Origin of the sequence: Nonomuraea maritima (assembly GCF_900100395.1) — a bacterium.
GTDB lineage: Bacteria > Actinomycetota > Actinomycetes > Streptosporangiales > Streptosporangiaceae > Nonomuraea > Nonomuraea maritima.
Genome location: NZ_FNFB01000007.1, coordinates 115,850 through 134,217 on the forward strand (window position 1 = coordinate 115,850; position 18,368 = coordinate 134,217).

Annotated in this window: 19 protein-coding genes; 3 read left to right on the forward strand and 16 right to left on the reverse strand. The window is 73.6% G+C overall.

Annotated features, from left to right (window positions below; genetic code table 11):
- Positions 1-81: 81 nt before the first annotated feature.
- Positions 82-414 (reverse strand): hypothetical protein, encoded by a 333-nt coding sequence (locus tag BLR04_RS14635; protein WP_090764246.1) that lies wholly within the window; start codon positions 412-414, stop codon positions 82-84.
- Positions 415-813: 399 nt separating this feature from the next.
- Between BLR04_RS14635 and BLR04_RS14640 the strand changes: the two genes are divergently transcribed.
- On the forward strand, positions 814-1,281 hold the full coding sequence (locus tag BLR04_RS14640; protein WP_090764249.1) for a DUF6461 domain-containing protein: 468 nt from the start codon (positions 814-816) through the stop codon (positions 1,279-1,281).
- Here BLR04_RS14640 and BLR04_RS14645 read toward each other — a convergent pair.
- The 7 genes from BLR04_RS14645 to BLR04_RS14675 all read right to left on the reverse strand — a co-directional run bounded on the left by BLR04_RS14645 (position 1,244) and on the right by BLR04_RS14675 (position 8,231).
- On the reverse strand, positions 1,244-2,107 hold the full coding sequence (locus BLR04_RS14645; RefSeq protein WP_090764254.1) for a universal stress protein: 864 nt from the start codon (positions 2,105-2,107) through the stop codon (positions 1,244-1,246). The genes BLR04_RS14640 and BLR04_RS14645 overlap by 38 nt on opposite strands.
- A gap of 130 nt (positions 2,108-2,237) precedes the next feature.
- Positions 2,238-2,867, reverse strand: a complete 630-nt coding sequence (locus tag BLR04_RS14650; RefSeq protein ID WP_090764257.1) for a response regulator — start codon at positions 2,865-2,867, stop codon at positions 2,238-2,240.
- Positions 2,868-4,082: a sensor histidine kinase gene (locus tag BLR04_RS14655; protein ID WP_143022050.1), complete on the reverse strand. Its 1,215-nt coding sequence runs from the start codon at positions 4,080-4,082 to the stop codon at positions 2,868-2,870.
- Positions 4,058-4,906 (reverse strand): ABC transporter permease, encoded by an 849-nt coding sequence (locus BLR04_RS14660; protein ID WP_245740255.1) that lies wholly within the window; start codon positions 4,904-4,906, stop codon positions 4,058-4,060. The genes BLR04_RS14655 and BLR04_RS14660 overlap by 25 nt, the downstream gene beginning before the upstream one ends.
- The gene (locus BLR04_RS14665) at positions 4,903-5,742 is read right to left on the reverse strand and encodes an ABC transporter ATP-binding protein (protein ID WP_090764262.1); all 840 of its coding nucleotides are present in this window, start codon (positions 5,740-5,742) and stop codon (positions 4,903-4,905) included. The genes BLR04_RS14660 and BLR04_RS14665 overlap by 4 nt, the downstream gene beginning before the upstream one ends.
- Positions 5,743-5,830: 88 nt before the next feature.
- Positions 5,831-6,763 (reverse strand): hypothetical protein, encoded by a 933-nt coding sequence (locus BLR04_RS14670; protein WP_090764778.1) that lies wholly within the window; start codon positions 6,761-6,763, stop codon positions 5,831-5,833.
- A 40-nt stretch (positions 6,764-6,803) separates the two neighbouring features.
- A complete protein-coding gene (locus BLR04_RS14675) occupies positions 6,804-8,231 on the reverse strand; it encodes a sensor histidine kinase (protein WP_090764264.1) in 1,428 nt (475 codons plus the stop codon).
- A 290-nt stretch (positions 8,232-8,521) separates the two neighbouring features.
- Here BLR04_RS14675 and BLR04_RS14680 point away from each other — a divergent pair, with 290 nt between their 5' ends.
- Complete coding sequence (locus BLR04_RS14680; RefSeq protein WP_090764266.1) at positions 8,522-11,338, forward strand: helix-turn-helix transcriptional regulator; 2,817 nt, start codon at positions 8,522-8,524, stop codon at positions 11,336-11,338.
- Here the strand turns inward: BLR04_RS14680 and BLR04_RS14685 are convergent.
- Positions 11,335-12,063, reverse strand: coding sequence for a MerR family transcriptional regulator (locus BLR04_RS14685; RefSeq protein WP_090764269.1), 729 nt, complete (start codon positions 12,061-12,063; stop codon positions 11,335-11,337). The genes BLR04_RS14680 and BLR04_RS14685 overlap by 4 nt on opposite strands.
- A gap of 101 nt (positions 12,064-12,164) precedes the next feature.
- Here BLR04_RS14685 and BLR04_RS14690 point away from each other — a divergent pair, with 101 nt between their 5' ends.
- Positions 12,165-13,082, forward strand: a complete 918-nt coding sequence (locus tag BLR04_RS14690; protein ID WP_090764273.1) for a PrsW family glutamic-type intramembrane protease — start codon at positions 12,165-12,167, stop codon at positions 13,080-13,082.
- On the opposite strand, the gene BLR04_RS14695 is transcribed toward BLR04_RS14690, so the two are convergent.
- Genes BLR04_RS14695 through BLR04_RS14720 form a run of 7 tightly spaced genes read right to left on the reverse strand, consistent with a single transcriptional unit; the run spans position 13,021 to position 18,364 of the window.
- Positions 13,021-13,857, reverse strand: a complete 837-nt coding sequence (locus BLR04_RS14695; protein WP_090764275.1) for an alpha/beta hydrolase — start codon at positions 13,855-13,857, stop codon at positions 13,021-13,023. The two genes, BLR04_RS14690 and BLR04_RS14695, sit on opposite strands and share 62 nt — an antisense overlap.
- Positions 13,858-13,914: 57 nt before the next feature.
- The gene (gene mdcH, locus BLR04_RS14700) at positions 13,915-14,892 is read right to left on the reverse strand and encodes a malonate decarboxylase subunit epsilon (RefSeq protein ID WP_090764278.1); all 978 of its coding nucleotides are present in this window, start codon (positions 14,890-14,892) and stop codon (positions 13,915-13,917) included.
- Positions 14,877-15,488 (reverse strand): malonate decarboxylase holo-ACP synthase, encoded by a 612-nt coding sequence (locus tag BLR04_RS40635; RefSeq protein ID WP_176903090.1) that lies wholly within the window; start codon positions 15,486-15,488, stop codon positions 14,877-14,879. Before BLR04_RS40635 ends, mdcH begins: the two co-directional genes overlap by 16 nt.
- Positions 15,479-16,285, reverse strand: coding sequence for a biotin-independent malonate decarboxylase subunit gamma (gene mdcE, locus BLR04_RS40640; RefSeq protein ID WP_176903091.1), 807 nt, complete (start codon positions 16,283-16,285; stop codon positions 15,479-15,481). The genes BLR04_RS40635 and mdcE overlap by 10 nt, the downstream gene beginning before the upstream one ends.
- Complete coding sequence (locus BLR04_RS14710) at positions 16,282-17,154, reverse strand: biotin-independent malonate decarboxylase subunit beta (protein ID WP_218128920.1); 873 nt, start codon at positions 17,152-17,154, stop codon at positions 16,282-16,284. Before BLR04_RS14710 ends, mdcE begins: the two co-directional genes overlap by 4 nt.
- Positions 17,151-17,465: a malonate decarboxylase subunit delta gene (locus BLR04_RS14715; RefSeq protein WP_090764281.1), complete on the reverse strand. Its 315-nt coding sequence runs from the start codon at positions 17,463-17,465 to the stop codon at positions 17,151-17,153. The genes BLR04_RS14710 and BLR04_RS14715 overlap by 4 nt, the downstream gene beginning before the upstream one ends.
- A complete protein-coding gene (locus BLR04_RS14720) occupies positions 17,453-18,364 on the reverse strand; it encodes a triphosphoribosyl-dephospho-CoA synthase (protein ID WP_090764788.1) in 912 nt (303 codons plus the stop codon). The genes BLR04_RS14715 and BLR04_RS14720 overlap by 13 nt, the downstream gene beginning before the upstream one ends.
- Positions 18,365-18,368 lie beyond the last annotated feature (4 nt).

Below are 18,368 nucleotides of genomic sequence, written 5' to 3' on the forward strand. Positions count from 1 at the left end.
GTGGGGCGGGCGAGTGGCGGCGAGGTGACACCAGGCTGCCTGCCCGTTCCGGCGTGAGCGCGCCGGAACGGGCGACCTGGCTCAGCCGGGGCAGCCGACCTCGATGCCGCCGGTGCACTCCTGCCCGGTGAGCGGGCTCTCACCGACGTAGCCGCGGTCGGGGTTGCGCCGGCCTTCCTCGCCACGGTGGCGCCGGCCTTCCTCGCCACGGTGGCGCCGGCCTTCTTCGCCACGGTGGCGCCGGGCGGCGCATTCCTCGGAGTGCCTGCCGCGCTCGCACGGAGGCGCGTAACCGGTTGCGGTGGTGGCGGCCTGCTGGGCCGCGAAGGTGGGGGCGATCGATGTCACCGCGGGAGCGGCGATCAGCGAGGCCGTCAGCGCGCACGTAGCCAGAGCGGTGGATACCTTGATCATGAGCTATCACCTGGTGCCCGGTCGTGTGATGGAAACGCCGATGCGGCCGCGTCAGGCGTTCCTTCAACGTAGATGCGGGGGGCGGAAGTAGTCCGTCCGGCGGGTGCAAAGCGTCACCCAGGAATAGATTTGCGGCGCTATGTCTTGCCAGGTCCCTTTGAAAACTCGGCAATGTCCTTTCGGAGAGTGACCATGCCCTCACGCACCCATCTGTACGACCTGCTGGTCTCGACGATCTTCACCGAGGGACTCGACGAGATGGACCTGTGAGCGCTGGGCTTCAGCGCCACCTGGATCAAGGGCGCGGACCTCGACGCCCTTCACCTCGACGCCGCCACCCGGACCCCGTGCCACCTGCGCGAGATCCTCGACCGCGCCATCGACGACGGGTCGTCCTGGGTGGCGGAGGTCAACGGCTGGGTGGGCGTCGTGCCGGGGCATGGCTCCGATGAAAGCCTGCGCTCGATCTCCGAAGGCGGCCGCGAGGTCCTCGGCCTGCGCATGGACATCAGCGGCCGCGAGCACTTCACGTACGCCCGAGACGGCCGCGTGCTCGTCGCCTTCGAGCCGCACCAGCCGGACGAGCGCTCCGGCGACGACCCGCACGTGCTCGACCACCTGATGCACGGACTTCGCTTCGAGCTGAGCATCGACGACCCCGGCGATCTCGTGGAGGCGCCCGAGAGCATCAGTTCGACGCTGGCGCTGATCGGCCGCGTCACGGGCACCGACATGGCCGCCGACTGGTTCCTGGCCCGGCATTCCAGCTTCCGTGGCCGGTCGTGCGCTGGTCAAGTAGCGGTCGGCGTCGGCGGTTCGGAGCCGATCTTCACGTGGAGCTTCTGTCGGGCCGGGGGACGACCATGACGGGGCGGTGGGTGTGGTGCAGGGTGGCCATCGCGACGCTGCCGGTGAGGATCTCCCGGGACGCCGAGCGCCCGCGTGATCCGACGACCACCGCGGCCGCGCCACGGGTACGGGCGCACACGCGGAGTTCGTCGGCCACGGCCCGTCCGTGCATGACGCGCCTGCCGGCGACGGTCACCCGCTCGACGGTGAGGCCCTCGGCCGGCGGCGGGCTGTCCTCAGGCGACGCGCCGTCCACGGACACGACGATCAGCTCCCGTCCCGCGAACAGCCGCGCCGCGGCCCTGAGGGCCTCCTCGGCGCCGGCCGAGCCGTCCCAGCCGACGATCACCGGCCCGCCGGCCAGCGGCGCCTGCTCGGTCGTCAGCAGAGGATGCGGCACGACGAGGACCGGGCGGGGCGTGTAATGGACGACCGTGTCCGAGACGCTTCCCAGGATCGCCTGGGTGCCGCCCAGTCCGCGGGAGCCGACCAGCACGACGTCGGCGTCCACTTCCTGGGCGAGTTGCGCGAAGTACAGCCCTTCGCCGCCGTAGGTGCGGCGCACCAGCGGCTCGGCGTCCCATCCGGCGGTGCGCGCCAGCCTGGCGCCTCTGTCGGCGAGCCGGTGGGCCTCGGCCTCCCCCTCGCGTTCGATCGCCTCGATGAAGCCGGAGATGTCGGCGCGGCCCGTCCACAGCCGGCGGCGCAGGCTCTCGCTGGCGAACGGCGGGGTCCACAGGTGGGTGATCCACACGTGGGCCCGCGGGAACAGCGCCGCACCGGCGTCGATCGCCGCGGCGGCCGCGGGGGAACCGTCATAGCCCACGATCACGTCCATCGCCATCCTGAACCTCCCACCGATGCCGGCACCGTCGAACCGGGTGTGCCCGCGGCGGAGCGACCGCCACCCGCTCCGCGGAGGGCTTGACCTGCGCACATGAAGGCGTAGGCCAAGCCTCTGCCTGCCGTTGGCGTCAGCGGGGGAGGAGGCCCTGGGCGAGGGCGGTGGTGACGGCGGCGGTGCGGTCGGACACGCCGAGCTTGCCGAAGATCCGCAGCATGTGCGTCTTGACGGTGGTCTCGCTGATGAACAGCCGTCTGCCGATCTCGGCGTTGGTGAGACCCTCGGCCACCAGCGACAGCACCTCGGCCTCCCGCGGCGACAGCGCCACCGTGGACGGCGCCCGCATCCGGCTGACGAGCCTGGAGGCCACCGACGGCGACAGCACGGTCTCGCCGCGCGCCGCCGCCGCGATGGCGGCCACCAGGTCCGCACGGGAGGTGTCCTTGAGCAGGTAGCCGGCCGCCCCCGCCTCGACCGCCCGGACGATGTCCTGGTCGTTCTCGTACGTGGTGAGCACCACGATGCGGGTCTCAGGACGGTCCGCCAGGATGCGCGCCGTCGCGCTCACCCCGTCGCCGCCGCGCATCCGCAGGTCCATGAGGACGACGTCAGGCCGCAGCTCGGCCGCGCGCACCACCGCCTCGTCGCCGGATCCGGCCTCGCCGGCCACCTCCAGCCCCGCCTCGGACTCCAGCATGCCCAGCAGCCCCTCACGGACCACCGGGTGGTCGTCGACGATCATCACGCGGATGGCGCTCATTCACAGTTCCTTGTCCGGTATGAAGATCTCGAGTGTGGTGCCCCCACCGGGCACGCCGTCGACGCGCAGCACGCCGCCCGCCTGTTCCACCCGGGTGCGCATCGCGCGCAACCCGTACCCGTCGTGTCCCTGCGCGGGGGACAGGCCGGCGCCGTCGTCCATGATCCGCAGCGCCACCTCGCGGTCACCGTACTCCAGTTCGACGCGCACCCGCGACGCGCGCGCGTGCTTGCGTACGTTCGATAGGCCCTCCTGGACGGCGCGGACCAGCACCACGTCGACCGGCGGCGGCAGCGCGCGGGACGTCCCGCGCGTCTCGAACCCGCTCGCGAGGCCGGTCTCCTCGCCGAGCCGCGCGGTCAGCCTGTTGAGTGCGTCCGCCAGCGTCGAGCCGTCCAGCGGCGCGGGCGCGAGCGCCGCGATCAACGCCCGCGCCTCGGACAGGTTCTCCCTCGCGGTCCGTACGGCGAGCTTCAGGTGCCGGGACGGGTCGGGCTGCGCCTGCGCCGCCTGCACGAGCATGATGATGCTGGTGAACCCCTGGGCGAGGGTGTCGTGGATCTCGCCCGCCAGCCGCTCCCGCTCGGCCAGGGCGCCGCGCTCCGCCGACAGCCTGGCCACCTCGGCCCGGCTGTCCTCCAGTTCCTTGATGAGACGGGCCCGCTCGGAGCTCTGGGTGATGATCCGTCCGATCCAGAAGCCGAACAGGGCCGCGAACGCGACCTGCGACACCGCGATCGCGGTCATCACCAGCAGCGCCGTCGCGTCGCGGGCGAACACCAGGGTCAGCAGCGGAGGCGTGAAGGCCAGCGCGGCGGCGACGACCAGCGCCCGCCGGTACGGCGCCGCGATGAAGCACTGCGGGTACAGGCCGAAGAGCACGAGGTTGGCGACGGGGTCCAGGTAGGCGGCGACCGCGAACAGCAGCACCAGCAAGGCGAAGTAGAGGCCGGTGCGCCGCGCCGAAGCGCAGCGGATCGCCGGGCGGCCGAGGACGTAGTACAGCGGCAGGAGCGCCAGCAGGAGCCCGGCGGCCGCCCAGGCGGACGGCAGGGCGGGATCGCTGAGGACGGCGAAGAGCGCGGAGGCGAGCACGGTGAAGACGAGCACCGCCTCCCACGTGGCCGCGTGGTTCCACGCGTCGGCCCCGGCCGCGCCGCCTGGGCCGCCGCCGGGGCCGCACGGGGGTGCTAACCGTCCCTGCGGTTCTTCCACGTGAACGTCATGAGACACAGCAGCAAGCCTCCGACGACCCAGGCCGACAGGACAAGGGCCACGCGCGCCAATTCGTACGATCCGGTCAGCTCCAGGATCGCCATCTCGTCGCCGAGGAACACCGACCGGAACCCCTGGCACATCCACTTCAGCGGGAAGACCGAGGCGAAACCGATCAGCCAGTCTGGCAGCTGGGTGGCGGGGATGTACACACCGGAGGCGAACTGCAGCACCACGAACGGCAGCGTCACGATCGCGGCCGCGCTCTTGCTCGACCGGGGGACGCTGCTCATCGCGATCCCGAGCAGCGACGAGCCCGTGACGCCGAGCAGGAACACCCAGACGAACGTGAACCAGTCGACGGGGTCCGACGGGAGCCGCAGGCCGAACAGCGTCAGGCTGATCACGAGCAGGATCGCGACCTCCAGCACGGCCACGACGATCACGCTGCCGATCTTGCCGATGAAGTAGGCGACGGGCGGCATCGGCGTGCCCGCCAGCCGCTTGAGCGTCCCCTCGTCGCGCTCCACGGCGATGGAGACACCGAGGTTCTGGAAGCTCGCGCTCATGACGCCCGCGCCGATCAGCCCGGCCGCGTACACCTGGGAGAACGAGATGCCGGTGCCCTCGAAGACGCCGTCGAAGATCGATCCGAAGATCACCAGCAGGATGATCGGGAAGGCGAACGTGAAGACGACCGCCGTCCGCTCCCGGAAGAACAGGAGCGTCTCCAGCCGGGCGCGGGACAGGCCCACCCTGAGCGTGGACGGTAACCGCATCGGCGGGGCGGTCGCGGCGGGGGCTGCGGTGCCGGACTGGGTCACGGGGTCTCCTCGATCAGGCTCAGGTAGACGTCTTCCAGGGTGGGGCGGGTCACGGTCAGCTCGGGGACCTCGCCGTCGAAGCGCTCGGCCAGCTCGATCACCGTCCTGGACGGGATGCCGGTGCGTACGCTTCTGCGCTCGCCGTTCTCCCGCCACGACACGGTGGCCTGGCCGCCGGTCCGTCCGCCCAGCGAGTGCGGGTCGCCCTGCGCGACGACCTGCCCGCGGGCGACCACGGCGACGCGGTCGGCGAGCGCCTCGGCCTCGTCCAGGTAGTGGGTGGTGAGCAGGATCGTGGTGCCGCCGTCGGACAGGCCCGAGATCAGCTCCCAGAACGCCCTGCGCGCCGCGGGGTCGAACCCCGTGGTCGGCTCGTCGAGGAACAGCAGCTGGGGACGGCCCACGATGCCGAGCGCCACGTCGAGCCTGCGCCGCTGGCCGCCGGACAGCGCCCGTACCCTGCTGCGCTCCTTCTCCCGCAGGCCGACCCGGTCCATCACCTCGTCCGGGTCCATGGGCGCGGGGTAGTAGCCGGCGAAGTGGGTCACCAGCTCCCGTACGGTGGCCTCGGGCTTGTCGTCGGCGTTCTGCGTCACGATGCCGATCCGTGAGCGCCACTCGCGCGTCGCCTGCCCCGGGTCGACGCCGAGCACGCTCACCTCGCCGCCGTCCCGGCGGCGGTGGCCCTCGAGGATCTCGACCGTGGTCGACTTGCCCGCGCCGTTCGGCCCGAGCACGGCGAAGACCTCTCCCGGTTGGATGTCCAGGTCGATGCCGCGCACCGCCCGCACCTCGCCGTAGCTCTTGGTGAGCCCGCGAACCTTGATCGCTGTCATGCCTCAACGATCTCGTCCGGCGGCGGACGGCGGCACCAACGACCGGTGGACCGCTATGTCCTCCTTTCGGAGGACATAGCGTTCTGCCTCAGTCCTCCCACCAGCGCAGGACGCGGAGCGCGCGGAGGGTGTTCCAGTGGCTCGGCCTGCCCACGCCGTCCTCGAACGCGAAGTGGACGCGCCCCGGATGTACCCGGTCGAGCAGCCAGCGGCCGTCGGGCTGCTGGCGCGAGCGGACGACCTCCATCGCCTCCGCCGCCCGGGGATCGGGCGCGGCCCCCGACCGCCTGAAGTAGTCGAGCGCCCGCAGCACGTCGTGACGCCAGTAGTACGGGAAGGCGAAGTCGAGGAACGTCGCGTCGGCGACCTCGCCGGTGCTGAGGCGGCGGAACAGGCCGCGCTCGAGCAGGTAGTCCTCTCCGGCGCGCCGCGCCTCCCGCACCTCGGGGGAGGAGCCGGCCGCCTGCTCGTAGGCGAGCAGCCCCTCCAGCACGTTGATCGTCGTGTCGAACGACGAGCGCACGGAGCCGTTCTCCGCCTCGCAGTTCCATCCGCCGTCGGCGAGCCGCTCGCCGAGGATCCGCTCCACGAGCGGCGAGACGTCCACGCCGAAGTAGGCGCCGGTCTCGATCGTCCTGCCGTTGATGCACGGCTCGACCTCGCCGTCGAAGTACCGCTGCCCGGCGTGCTCCCAGCGGCCGTTCTCCGCGACGAGCGCGATGGCCCGGCGCGCCTGCTCCGACGCCGGGTCGAGCCCGAGGATCTGCAGGGTCTGCAGGGTGTGCATGGTCGCCGTCCAGGGCTGGCCCGGTTCGCCGCCGGTGTAGGAGGCAGGGAAGCAGGCGCCGCCCTCCCACAGGCCGTCGGATCCCTGGAGGGCCAGCAGGCGTGCGCCCCAGCCCTCGTGCGCCACGCGCGCCCGCTCGGCGGCGACCACGTCAGGCGGGGCGTCGGCGAGGTCGCGCAGGGCCTGCCAGCGGATGGCAGGGTCGGACCGCAGCAGTTCGTCGATCACGTCCACCACCGCACCCTACGTAAACCGGGCGGCCTGTTCCAGGGGTTCAGCGCCGTTCCTGGCCTGTCCCGTGGTGACGGACGGCGAGGGCGGAGCCGTTCCCGTTCCCGCTCTGGTGGCTCGCGAGCGGAAGGCGGACGACGAAGCGGGCGCCGCGGTCGCTGTCCTGGATGGTGAGCGTGCCTCCGTGGCTCTCGGCGATCTGCCGGGCGATGGGCAGACCGAGCCCGACGCCGCCCGCGTCGCGGCTGCGGGCGGTGTCCAGCCGGGTGAACCGGCCGAAGACCGTCTCGCGCTGATCGGCGGCGATCCCGGAGCCGTCGTCGAGGACCTCGATCTCGGCGACGTCCCCACGGCGGTCGGGCTCGCCGCAGCGCAGGGTGACCGTGACCGTGGACGCCGCGTGCCGCTGGGCGTTGCGCAGCAGGTGGGCGAGCATCTGGCGCAGATGCGACCCGTCGCCCATCACGGTGAGGCCCGGCATCAGGTGCTGGACGACCTCCCTGTCCTGGTGGCCGCGCAGCTCGTCGGCCACGAGCCCGGCGAGCTCCACCGGCCGGCGCTCGTGCGGCGTGCCCGCGTCCAGGCGGGCGAGCGTCAGCAGGTCGGACGCGATCGACTGGAGCCGTTCGACGCTCGGCATGACGGCGTGGCACAGCAGCAGGGGGTCGACGTCCTCCGGCGCCATGAGGGCGTCCTCCAGCTGGGCGCGGATGGCGGTGACCGGCGTGCGCAGCTCGTGGGAGGCGTCTGAGCAGAACCGCCGCTGCCGCTCCAGCGCGTCCTCCAGCCGGTTCAGCGTCTCGTTGACGCTCTCCGCGAGCCGGCGGATCTCGTCGTCCGGCTTGGGTACGGGCACGCGGCGGCCCAGGTCGAAGCTGCGGTAGTGGTCGAGCTGAGCCCTGATGGCCTCGACGGGGCGCAGTGAGCGGATGACCGTGTGCCGCGCTCCCCACGCGACGGCGCCGGTGAACACGACGGTCCCGGCGAGCAGGATCGCGGCCACCAGCGGGTAGGCGTAGAACGGCAGCGTGGGCGCGGCGCTGTAGATCGTCCAGTCGCCGTCGCGGTACACGCGCTGGGCGACGACGATGTGACACCGGTCGGGCGACAGGACGGAATGGCAGACCACCTCGCTGGCCACCCGCTGCGGGTTCTCGGGCGCGAAGTCCGCCATGACCGGCTTGTTCTGCAGCTCCTTGGTCGCGGCGACCACGCGTCCTTTCGGATCGACCACCTGTACGGGGCGGACCATGTCGTCCGAGATCGGGGGCAGCGGGTTGATCACCTGTCCCCGGTCGACGTAGTACGCGGTGAGCTCGCCCACCGCCGCGATCTCGCTGACGAGGTTCTGGGTCGCGACCCGGTCCGTCGTGATCAGGACGACGGCCGAGAAGCCGACGCACAGCAGCGCCACGGCCGTCCCCGCGAACAGGGCCACCCGATCCCGGAGCGCGCGGTCACGCAACCTCATGGGCGACCCCGCTCCGAGCCCGTCGCCCCGGACGGGCCGAGGGCCGGCCGTGAGAAGGGGTGCCGTGCGCTCATCGCCTTCCTTTCCGCAAGCGCACGTCGAGGGACGTCAGGTCGTGAGGTTCACGGAAACGCTCGCATCTGCTCGGTGGTGTTCTGCGCGGGTCACTCTTCGCCAAGAAGAAGTTCCCTACGACCCTGATTCGTGATGAATCCCCCCGTATCGCATATCTGTGTGACTTTTGCTTTCATGCTTGGTTCACGTGACCGGAGGCCCTGTGTAATGAATCCATGGGGGAGCACACCTTGGCGGACCAGGGCGAACCCGGTTCCCGAGGGTCTTCCGCACCGGGCCGGCGCGGCCGCGCGCCCGAGTGGCGGCTGATCGACGGCCTGATCGCCGGGGCGCCGGCCGGTCACGGCGGCGTCCTGCTGGTCGAAGGCCCGCCGGGCATCGGCAAGAGCCGCCTGCTGGACGAGGCAGCCGCTGCCGCCGCCCGGGCGGGGCTGGACGTCGCCGGCGGCGCGGCGGACCTGCTGACGCAGCCGATCCCGCTTTCGCCCCTGATGTCGGCGCTGGGGGAGGAGCCCTGCACGCCTTCGGCGAGCGGCGCGGCCGAGCAGCGCCTGCGGGCGGCGCTGGAACGGCGGGCGGCCGCGCGACCGCTGCTCCTGACGCTGGACGACGTGCACTGGGCCGACCCGATGACGCTGCTCGCCCTGCGGTCCATGACGCGGGACCTGTCGTCGTACCCGCTCGTCTGGATGCTGGCCCGCACGACCGGCCACGGTGACGGCAGGCGCGTCGGCCACCTCTTCGATGTGCTGACCGCGGACGGCGCGACCCGGATCACCCTGCGCGCGCTGGACGAGGCCGCGGTGGCCGAGGTCGTCGCCGACGTCCTCGGGGCGGCGCCCGAGCCGGACGTGCTCGACCTCGCCGGGCTGGCGGCCGGCAGGCCGTCCCTGCTCATCGCCCTTCTGGACGGGCTCCGCGGCGAGGGCGTGCTCCGGGTCGGTGACGGACGCGTGCGGACGGTCCAGGAGCGGTTGCCGAGGGCCCAGGCGGTGACCGGCGCACTCCTGCGGGAGCTGTCGCCGCCGACCGGACGGCTGCTGCGGGCCGCCGGCGTCCTCGGCCGTTCGTTCGCGGTGCAGGACCTGGCCGACCTGCTCGGCGAGCCGACCGGCCGCCTGATGCCCATGCTGGAGGAGGCGATCTCCGCCGGCGTCGTCCAGGCCGCCGAGCACGAGCTGACGTTCCGGCACGACGCGCTGTGGCAGGCGGTGACCGCGAGCATCCCCGCTCCCGTGCGGCAGGCCCTGCACCGCGACGCCGGCGAGATGCTGCTCCGGCGCGGCGGGTCGGCGGTGCCCGCCGCCGCCCACCTCATCCGAGGCGCCACCCCCGGTGACGCCGCCGCCCTGCGCGGCCTGGACCGGGCGGCGCGCGAGGTGCTGCGGACCTCACCCGGCACCGCCGCCGACTTCGCCCTGCGGGCCCTCGAACTCAGCGGCCCCGCCGACCCGGGCTGGCTCGGCCGCGCCACGACGGCGGTCGACGCCCTGACCGCCGTCGGGCGGCTGCCTGAGGCGGCCGACCTCGCCCGTACCGCACTCGGCATGGCCTCGCCCGCCGAGGCGCTGCGGCTGCGCTGCTCGCTCGCGCACATCCTGCTCCTGAGCGGCCGTCCTGACGAGACGCTGCTCGAGGCCGAGAGCGTGCTCGCCCAGAGCGGCGTTCCCGAGGACCTGCGCGGCGCCGCGGAATGGGCGATGTTCTGGGGGCTCATCTGCCTCAACGACGCCCGGCCGGGACGGCAGCGGGCCCGGGAGGTCCTGGCGCACCGCGAGCGGCACACCGACGCCGTCGTCGTCGGGGCCCTTCTGCTGCTCGCCCGGCTGGCCGTCGTCGACGGGCGGGTCGCCAACTCCTTCCAGCACCTGCACGAAGCCCTGCGCCTGACGAACCGCGGCGCAGCGGAACCCGTCCAGCGGCCGTACGCGCGCCTGCTGCTCAGCCTCAACCACCGGGCCATGCGCCAGTTCGAGGCGTCCGAGCTCGCCGTGCGGGCCGCCGAGGAGGAGATCCAGGCGCTCGGGCTGACCGTCCTCGCCGCGCAGCCCGCGCTGTTCCGCTCCGTCCTGAGGCTCGCCGCCGGTGAGCTCGACGACGCCGCCGACGAGGCCCAGGCCGGGATGACGATCGCCGAGGAGCTCGGCACGCACGGGTGCGTCCGCGTCGGCGCGGCCATGCTCGCGCTCGTCGCCCTGCGGCGCGGCGACCTGGACGCCGCCGTCCGGCACGTCGAGCGCTACCACGCCGTCCACGCCGCGCCAGGGATGCTGTTCGGGTCGGTGTGGGAGCGGTGGGCGACCGCGTCGCTGGCCGAGGCGCAGGGCGACCCGGACCGCGCGGTCGAGATCCTCGACGCCATCTACACCGATGCCGGAGAACGCCGCTGGGCGCTCCTCACCACGCCGGTGATGGCCGCCTGGATGACCCGGCTGGCGCTGGGCACCGGCAACCACGCGTACGCGCGGACCGTCGTCGACACGGCCGACGTCCTGACCCGCGAGAACCCGGACTTCCCCGTCGTCGGCGTCTCGGCCGCGCACGCGCGCGGCATCCTGCACGGCGACGCCGACGCCCTCGCCGCCGCCGTCACCGACCAGCCAGAACCGTGGGCGCGGGCGTCGGCCGCCGAGGACCTCGGGGCCCTGCTCGCCGCCGCACCAGGGGACGCCGACCGCGAGCGGGCCGTCCACCACCTCGACCAGGCGCTCGGTGACTACCAGCACATCGGCGCGCTGCGGGACGCGGCCCGCGTCCGGGCGCGGCTGCGCGCCCTGGGCGTCCGCCGCCGCCACTGGTCGCAGACGCAGCGGCCCGCTTTCGGGTGGGACAGCCTCACCGACACCGAACGCGAGGTGGCGGGGCTCATCGCGCAGGGGCTGACCAACCGGCAGGCCGCCGAGCGGATGTTCCTGTCACCCCACACGGTCTCCACCCACCTGCGCCGGATCTTCGCCAAGCTCGACATCGCCTCCCGCGTCGAACTGGCGGGCATCGTCGCCGAACAGCACCCGGCCCTGCTCCGGCACTAGGCGATCCCCGCTGCTCTCCAGATCCGTGCGACGACGTCGAGCTGGGCGGGGTTGTAGAGGTCGAGCATCGCCTCGATCACCGTCCGGGCGAACGCGGACTGCTCGCGGACACCGGGCGGCAGCGCGTCGGCGGGGAGCGGACGCCGGGCGAGCAGTGACGTCACGTGCGGAGCCATGAGGTCCGCCACACGCCGGCGGGTCGCCTCGTCCGCGTCCTCAGGGAGGGCGTCGAACTCGTCGCCGCCCGGCATGTGCGCTGAGCCGCGGAGCAGCGCGCTCCAATGGGGTGCCCCCTGCTCACCCGCCACCTGCGTGATGACGGCGTACAAGGCGCGGTCGGCCGTCGAGAGCTCCGCCTCCTTCGCCGCGACGGAGACCTCGAAGGGCAGGTCCGTCTCGACCGGGTGACGGCGCAGTTTCGCGATCTCCTGCTGCGCCTGCCGCAACTGGGCGATCCTTGCCGCGAGGTCGGCCTCGACCGCGGCCAGGGTCTCCTCCAAGCCGTCCGCGTCGTCCCGGCGCATCGCCGCGATCGTCGAGAGCGGCAGGCCGAGACGGGTCAGGCGGCGGATCTCGAGCAGCCGGATCAGGTGTTCTGTGCCGTACGACTTGTAGCCGTTCGCCATCCGCTCGGGCTCGTCGAGCAGCCCGACATCGTGGTAGTGGCGTACGGCGCGCAGGGTCGTGCCCGCGAGTTGCGCGACCTCGCGCGTGCTCCACCCCATCGGCCACCTTCTTCGTCGCAGGGCTTGAGTATGCCGCAACGGCACAGTGTCTGCTGGACGCGCATCGCTTCGTCGGCGACTGCAGAACTCAGGGGTGGACGATGAGAACTGGTACACGGGCCGTCTGGCCTGTTGGCGCCGCACTCGCGTGGCTGGGCTCGATGGTGTGGGTGGGGAGCCAGATCGGGATCGACGGCGTGGGCGTCGGCCTGGTGCTGTCGACGGTCGTCACGCTGCCGATCGTGGCCGTCCTCCTGTGGCTCGACCGGCGCAGGCGGGAGCGTCCGCGGCTGCTCGCCTCCGCCTTCGCCTGGGGCGCGACGATCGCGGCGTTCTGCTCGATCTGGTCGCAGCAGTGGCTGCATTCCCTGGTCGACGCCACCATGGGGACGCAGGTCGGAGAGTGGGTCCGGCCCCTCGTCATCACGCCGGTGACCGAGGAGGTGCTGAAGGGCCTGTTCCTCCTGTGGCTTCTCGTCCACCGGCGGCGGGAGATCACCGGTGTGCTCGACGCCGTCGTCCTCGCCGGACTGGCGGGGGCCGGGTTCTCGTTCACCGAGAACTCCCTCTATTTCGGCCGCGCGGTCATGGACGCCGCAGGGGCTGCGGCATCCGATGACACCGCGATCATCACCCTCGGTGTGCTGTTGCTCATGCGCGTCGGCATGGTGCCCTTTTTCCACCCGCTCATGGTGGCGCTCACCGGGATCGGCGTCGGCATCGCCGCGAGCGCGCGCCGGCGCGCCGGCGCGCCGGTCGGACCCTGCCCGTCGTCGCGGGCCTGTTCGTGGCCGTCACCTTGCACGGTGTGTGGGACTGGGCCGGTCTCGCGAGCCCCGATCCTTATCTCCTCTTCAAGATCTACGGCGCCGTGCTCGTGCCTGTCTTCGTCGCCGTCCTCGTCCTCGCCCTCGTGCTCCGGCGCCGCGAGGGCAGGAAGATCGCCACGGCTGCGTCCTAACGCACGCCGCAGATCGCCTTGCCGATGGTGGCCGCGACCGCCTGCGGGTGGGAGATGAGGGTCAGGTGCGAACCGCCCCTGAACGTGGTGACCTTCGAGCGCGCTCGCCGGGCCATGGACGACAGCGACTCCGCGGTGATGATCCGGTCGCCGGTGCTGATGAAGTACCAGGACGGGATCTTCTTCCACGCCGCCGCCTTCGACGGGGTCATGAACGCGCTGGTCGAGGCGGCCCGCTGGGTCGCCCACAGGCGCGTGGCGACGTCCCTCGGCAGGTCAGAGGCGAACGAGCGGACGAAGGGGTCCTGCTTGAGATAGAGGTCGTGCGCGCCCGAGGGCGCTCCGGCGTAGGGCACCTCCTCGTACAGCGTCTTGGGGTCCGCGCCGAGCGCCGAGCCCCGGCCGCTGAGCTGGGCTGTGGTCTCGCCCACGTCAGGGGCCGCGGCGTCGACGTAGACGAGGGCCTTGACGTTGGGGACGTTCGCGGCGGCGTTCGTGATGACCGAGCCGCCGTAGGAGTGCCCGACGAGCACGATCGGGCCACGCACGGTCCGCAGGAAGCCGGCGACGGTGGCGGCGTCGTCGGTCAGGTTCCTGAGCGGGTTGGCGATGGCGCGCGCGCTGTAACCCGCCCGCTTCAGTGCCTCCACCTCGCCGTTCCAGCTGGAGGTGTCGGCCCAGGCCCCATGGACCAGGACGACCGTCGGCTTGCCGTGCCTCGACGCGGGGCAGGGCACCGGGTTCGCGGACGCCGCCGTGGCGGCCGGCGCGGACGTGAACGCGACGAGCACCGCCGCGAAGTGGACAGCCGTGCGGTGCGGTGCAGGAATCATGAGTCTCCTCGCGGTGTGACGGGCGGCGTCCTGGCCGCGCCGTGCCTGGTGCGGGGGTCATGGTGTCGGGACCGCCGGTTCGCGGGCGCTGTGGGAACTGTGGGAACTGCGGGTACGGCGGGCGTACGCGGCCACGTCGGCGACGTCGGTGTCGTCCAACGCGAGGACGCGGGCCCGCGGGTACGCCGCGCGGGCCATCCGGGCGAGCACCTGCCCGGGAGGCGCCTGGACGAACAGGGCGGCGCCGAGCTCGCCGAGCAGCCCGGTGACGTCCCACCAGCGCACGGTGGTGGCGACGCCGCGGGCCAGGTCGTCCAGGACGGTGCCGGCGTCGTGCAGCAGACGTCCGGTGGAGTCGCTGAGGTACGGGACGCTCAGCCGGCGCCTCGGCACGTTCCGCAGGTGCCCGGCCATGGCGTCGGCGACACCGGCGAGCAGCGGGCAGTGCGAGGGCACGGCGATGTCCAGCCGCACCACCCGCCGGGCCCCCGCCGTCGCCGCCGCCGCGGCGACGCGCTCCAGCGCGCGCAGGCTGCCGGAGACCACGACCTGCTGGTCGGTGTCGACCACGGCCACGTAAGCGGGGTCGTCGTCGGTGCCGGTCGCCTCGACGACGCGCCTGACGGCCGCCGGTCCCAGCCCCAGGACGGCCGTCATGCCGTACCCGGACGGGTAGGCCCGTCGCATCAGCTCGCCGCGCAGGCGTACGGCGTCGAGGGCCTCGCCGAAGGTCAGCACGCCCGCGGCGACCGCCGCGGGGAACGTGCCCGTGGAGTGCCCGGCCACGACGTCGGGAGCCACGCCGGCGCAGGCGAGCGCCCGGGTCGCGGCGACCCCGGCCACGCACAGCGCGACCTGCGTGGTGACGGTCGACTCCAGCGCCTCGGCGTCGTCCCGCGACGATCCTGGCAGCAGCTGCTCGGCCTCCGCGAGCGTCGCGGCGACGGCCGGGTGGCGGGGCAGGTCGTGCAGCATCCCCGGACGCTGGGTGCCCTGGCCCGGGTAGAGGAAGGCGACGCTCAGATCGGCGCCCACGGATCGTCCACCAGTTCGGGACCGCGCCCGGTACGGGCCAGGACCGGGCCGCCGGTACGGGCCCACTCGACGAGGGCGACCCCGCCGCGCGGCGTCTCCAGCTGGCAGTCGACCGCGCAGGCGAGGCCGCAGAACACGGTCAAGAGCCGCGCCGCGAGCTCCCGCGGCAGCCTGTCGGGCGTCCGGATCAGCAGGTCGAGGTCGCTGCCGGGGTGGGTGACCCGGTGCCCGGTGGCGAGCTCGAAGCCGACGCCGCCGACGGGCCCCCACGCGGCCGCCTCGCCCAGCTCGGCGGCCAGGCACCGGCGGACGGCGGCCAGCGCGGCCGCCGGCCGGGGCAGGCGGGGAACCCGCCGGTTCAGCCACTCGGGCGGGACGCGGCCCAGCACCGCCGTGGACGGGACGAGCGCGGCCTGCCTCTCGCAGCGCGCGGCCCCGCGCACGCCGACCGGGATCAGCCGGGACGGGTGCGGCGCGCGCCGGACGACGGCCCAGGGGCACGCGGCGAGCGACGCGGCGGCCCAGCGCGGCAGCCCGCCGGTCACCGCGTCAGGGGCCAGCCGCAGCAGGTCGTGCGGGCGCGGGGTCACCTCCACTGGGCGCTCAGCTCCTCGCGTACGCGGTGCGAGGCGGCCCGCGTCCGCAGGGCGTCCGGCGAGGTGAGGCGGTTGCTCAGGTCCCTCGGGCCGGAGCGGGCCCGCTGGACGGCCGCGGCGAGAGCGTCCTTCACCCGGCGCACGTCCTGCTCGTCCGGATCGTCGGCGTGCTCCACCCTCAGCAGGTCGTCGCACAGGCCGAGCTTCGCCCAGTCGCTCACGTCGTACGACAGCGGCGGGACGCGCCGGGCCAGCTCGTCGAGCTGCTCCACGGTGCGCATGGTCACCCGCGCCGCCGCCCGCTTGTGCATGGCGTGGATCACCACGCCAGGGTCGTCGAGCGCCAGCATCTGGTTGGCCTGCGAGCCGTGCGCGAGCAGGCCGCCCGACAGCGCGTTCCCGACGATGAGGGAGATCACGGGGTGTCCGGCGGTGCGGGCGCGGGCATGGGCGTCCACGGCGGTCGCCAGCGCGTGATGGATGCCGGCCAGCTCCTCCACCCGCCCGTACGCCTGGCTCGGCACGTCGACGACGGCGACGATCGGGCGGCGCCTGTCCTCGGGCAGCCGGGCGTCCTCGGTGAGGACGGCGGTGACCGCCTCGGCGATCCCGAGCCCTTCGAGCAGGCCCACCTCGCCCTTCCTGGCCCGGTGGTAGGGGCTCTCCTGGTGCGGGACGACGGCGACGAGGCGGGCGGTGTCGCCGTTCAGCGTGCAGTCCGCCGTGATCACGGACGGCACGGCACCGTCCACGGGGCCGTCGGCGAGCGCGCGCGTCCACGTGAGGCCGCGGGTCATCGGCCGTCTCCCTTCGCTCCGGCCCGCGCCCAGACGTCGGCGAGGGCGGCGGGCTCGGGCGGACGGGCCGGGTCGACGGCCTCGAGGGCGGCCCGCAGCTCCTTGATCCGCCGCGAACGCTGCTCGGCGGGCATGCCCGCGCGCACGGCGTCGATCACCGCCGTGCGCAACGCGGTGACGTCGTCGAGGACGAGCGTGTCGGCCAGGCCGGTACCGACGCGTTGTCTCCCACCGTCCAGCGACCAGATGAGCGGGTGGTCGGAGGCGTCGAACTCCTCGATGCCGGCCTCCGACTCGATCACCTCGGGGCCGTTGAGCCCGAGCCTGGCCTCCTCCGTCATGATCAGCCGGGTGCAGAGTGCGGCGGCGATGCTCATGCCGCCGTAGCAGCCCAGCGAACCCGCGATGACGCCTACGACGGGCTGCAGGGCGCGCAGCTCCAGGATCGCCGAGCACACCTCGGCGACCGCGGCCAGGCCCAGGTTGGCCTCCTGCAACCGGACGCCGCCCGTCTCCAGCAGGAGCACCGCGGGCGTGGGCGTGCCCGCGCGGGTGTCGCGGGCGGCCAGGGACAGCGCGGTCGCCATCTTCACCCCGGAGACCTCGCCGATGCCGCCGCCCTGGAAGGCCTGCTCGACGGCGACCACCACCGCCGGATCCCCGTCGAGCGCGCCCTTCATCACGACGACGCCGTCGTCGCTCTGCGGCACGACGCCCTGGGGTTCCAGCCAGGGCGACTCGATGCGGTCGAAGGGACCGCACAGCTCGCGGGCGCTGCCGTCGTCGAGCAGCGCCCTGGCCCGCTGTCTGGCGTTCAGTTCGATGAAGCTCGTACGGCGGAGCATCGCCTGCCAGTCGGTCCGCGTCATGCCGCGCCCTCCGTCCCGCCCTGGGAGCTGCCGCTCTCGATGGCCTGCCTGAGCCGCAGGACGACCACGCCGGGCGTGGCGCCGAAGTCGTTGAGCTCGAAGTCGGCGGCGACGGGGTTGCGGGCGAAGAACCGCTCCAGCACCGTCCGCCACACCGTGTCGAAGCCGTCCACGCTGGTGCGCACGCGGACGCGGGCGGTGCCGTCGGCGGGCGTCATGAGCACCTCCAGGTCGCCCGAGCCCACCACGCCCACGTGGGTGCGCCGGGCGGCCGGGCGGCTCGCCGGGAACTCGTACGTCAGCGTCTGCATGACAGCACCTCCTGTGCGGGCCGGGCTGAGCGGCGGGGCCGCACCTCCTGTCCGGCCCGGGCCGGGCCGCCTGGCCACGGCACCATGTCGAGGAACAGCGCGGCGGCCAGCAGGTCGCCGCTCCCGCCCGGGGACAGCCGCCGCTCGCGCAGCAGCCCGTCCAGCGCCATGAGCGCCTCCCGGCCGCGGGCCGAGCCGGCGCCTCCCTCGGCGAGCACGAGCGCGGCGCCCGCCTGGACGGCCCGCAGACCGTCGAGTCCGCCGCGGTGCAGGACGCACGTGTCGTCGAGGAGGCTCATCACCGCGAGCAGCGCGTCCAGCCGGGCCGCCTCCTCGGCGAACCCCGCCGCGCGCGAGTGGCGCAGGCGGGGCAGGGCGACCTCGATGACGTGCGGGAAGGCCGCCGTCGCCTCGCCCCTGGCGCCGGGCGAACCGTAGCGGCTCATCGCCCGTTCGCCGTGGGAGCGGGTCTCCTCCGGGGCTCTTCGGTCGGGCAGCGCGGCCAGCCCCGCCGCGCCGCGCGCCGCCGCGCGCTCGTCACCGGCGCCGCCCGCGACGGCGGCCACCAGCAGCCCGAGCGCCCACAGCGCGCCCCGATGGGTGTTGACCCCTCCGGTGGCGCGCGTCATCGCCCGCTCTCCCTCGCGGCCGACCCGTCCCAGCTCCTCCCGCAGGCCGACATCGGTCGTCGCGCCGGCGGACACGTACGCGATCCGCTCGAACGCGGGCCGCAGCGCCTCGGCGGAGGCCAGCAGGAGCGGCAGGTCCATGTCGTCGTGCGCGCCACCGCCCCGGCGGTCCACCAGCCCCGGCTTCGGGCTCAGCAACGCCTCCTCGGCCAGCGCACCGACCGCCGTGCCGGCGAGCACGGCGGGGGTAGTGGGTGGGGTGATGGTCATCGCG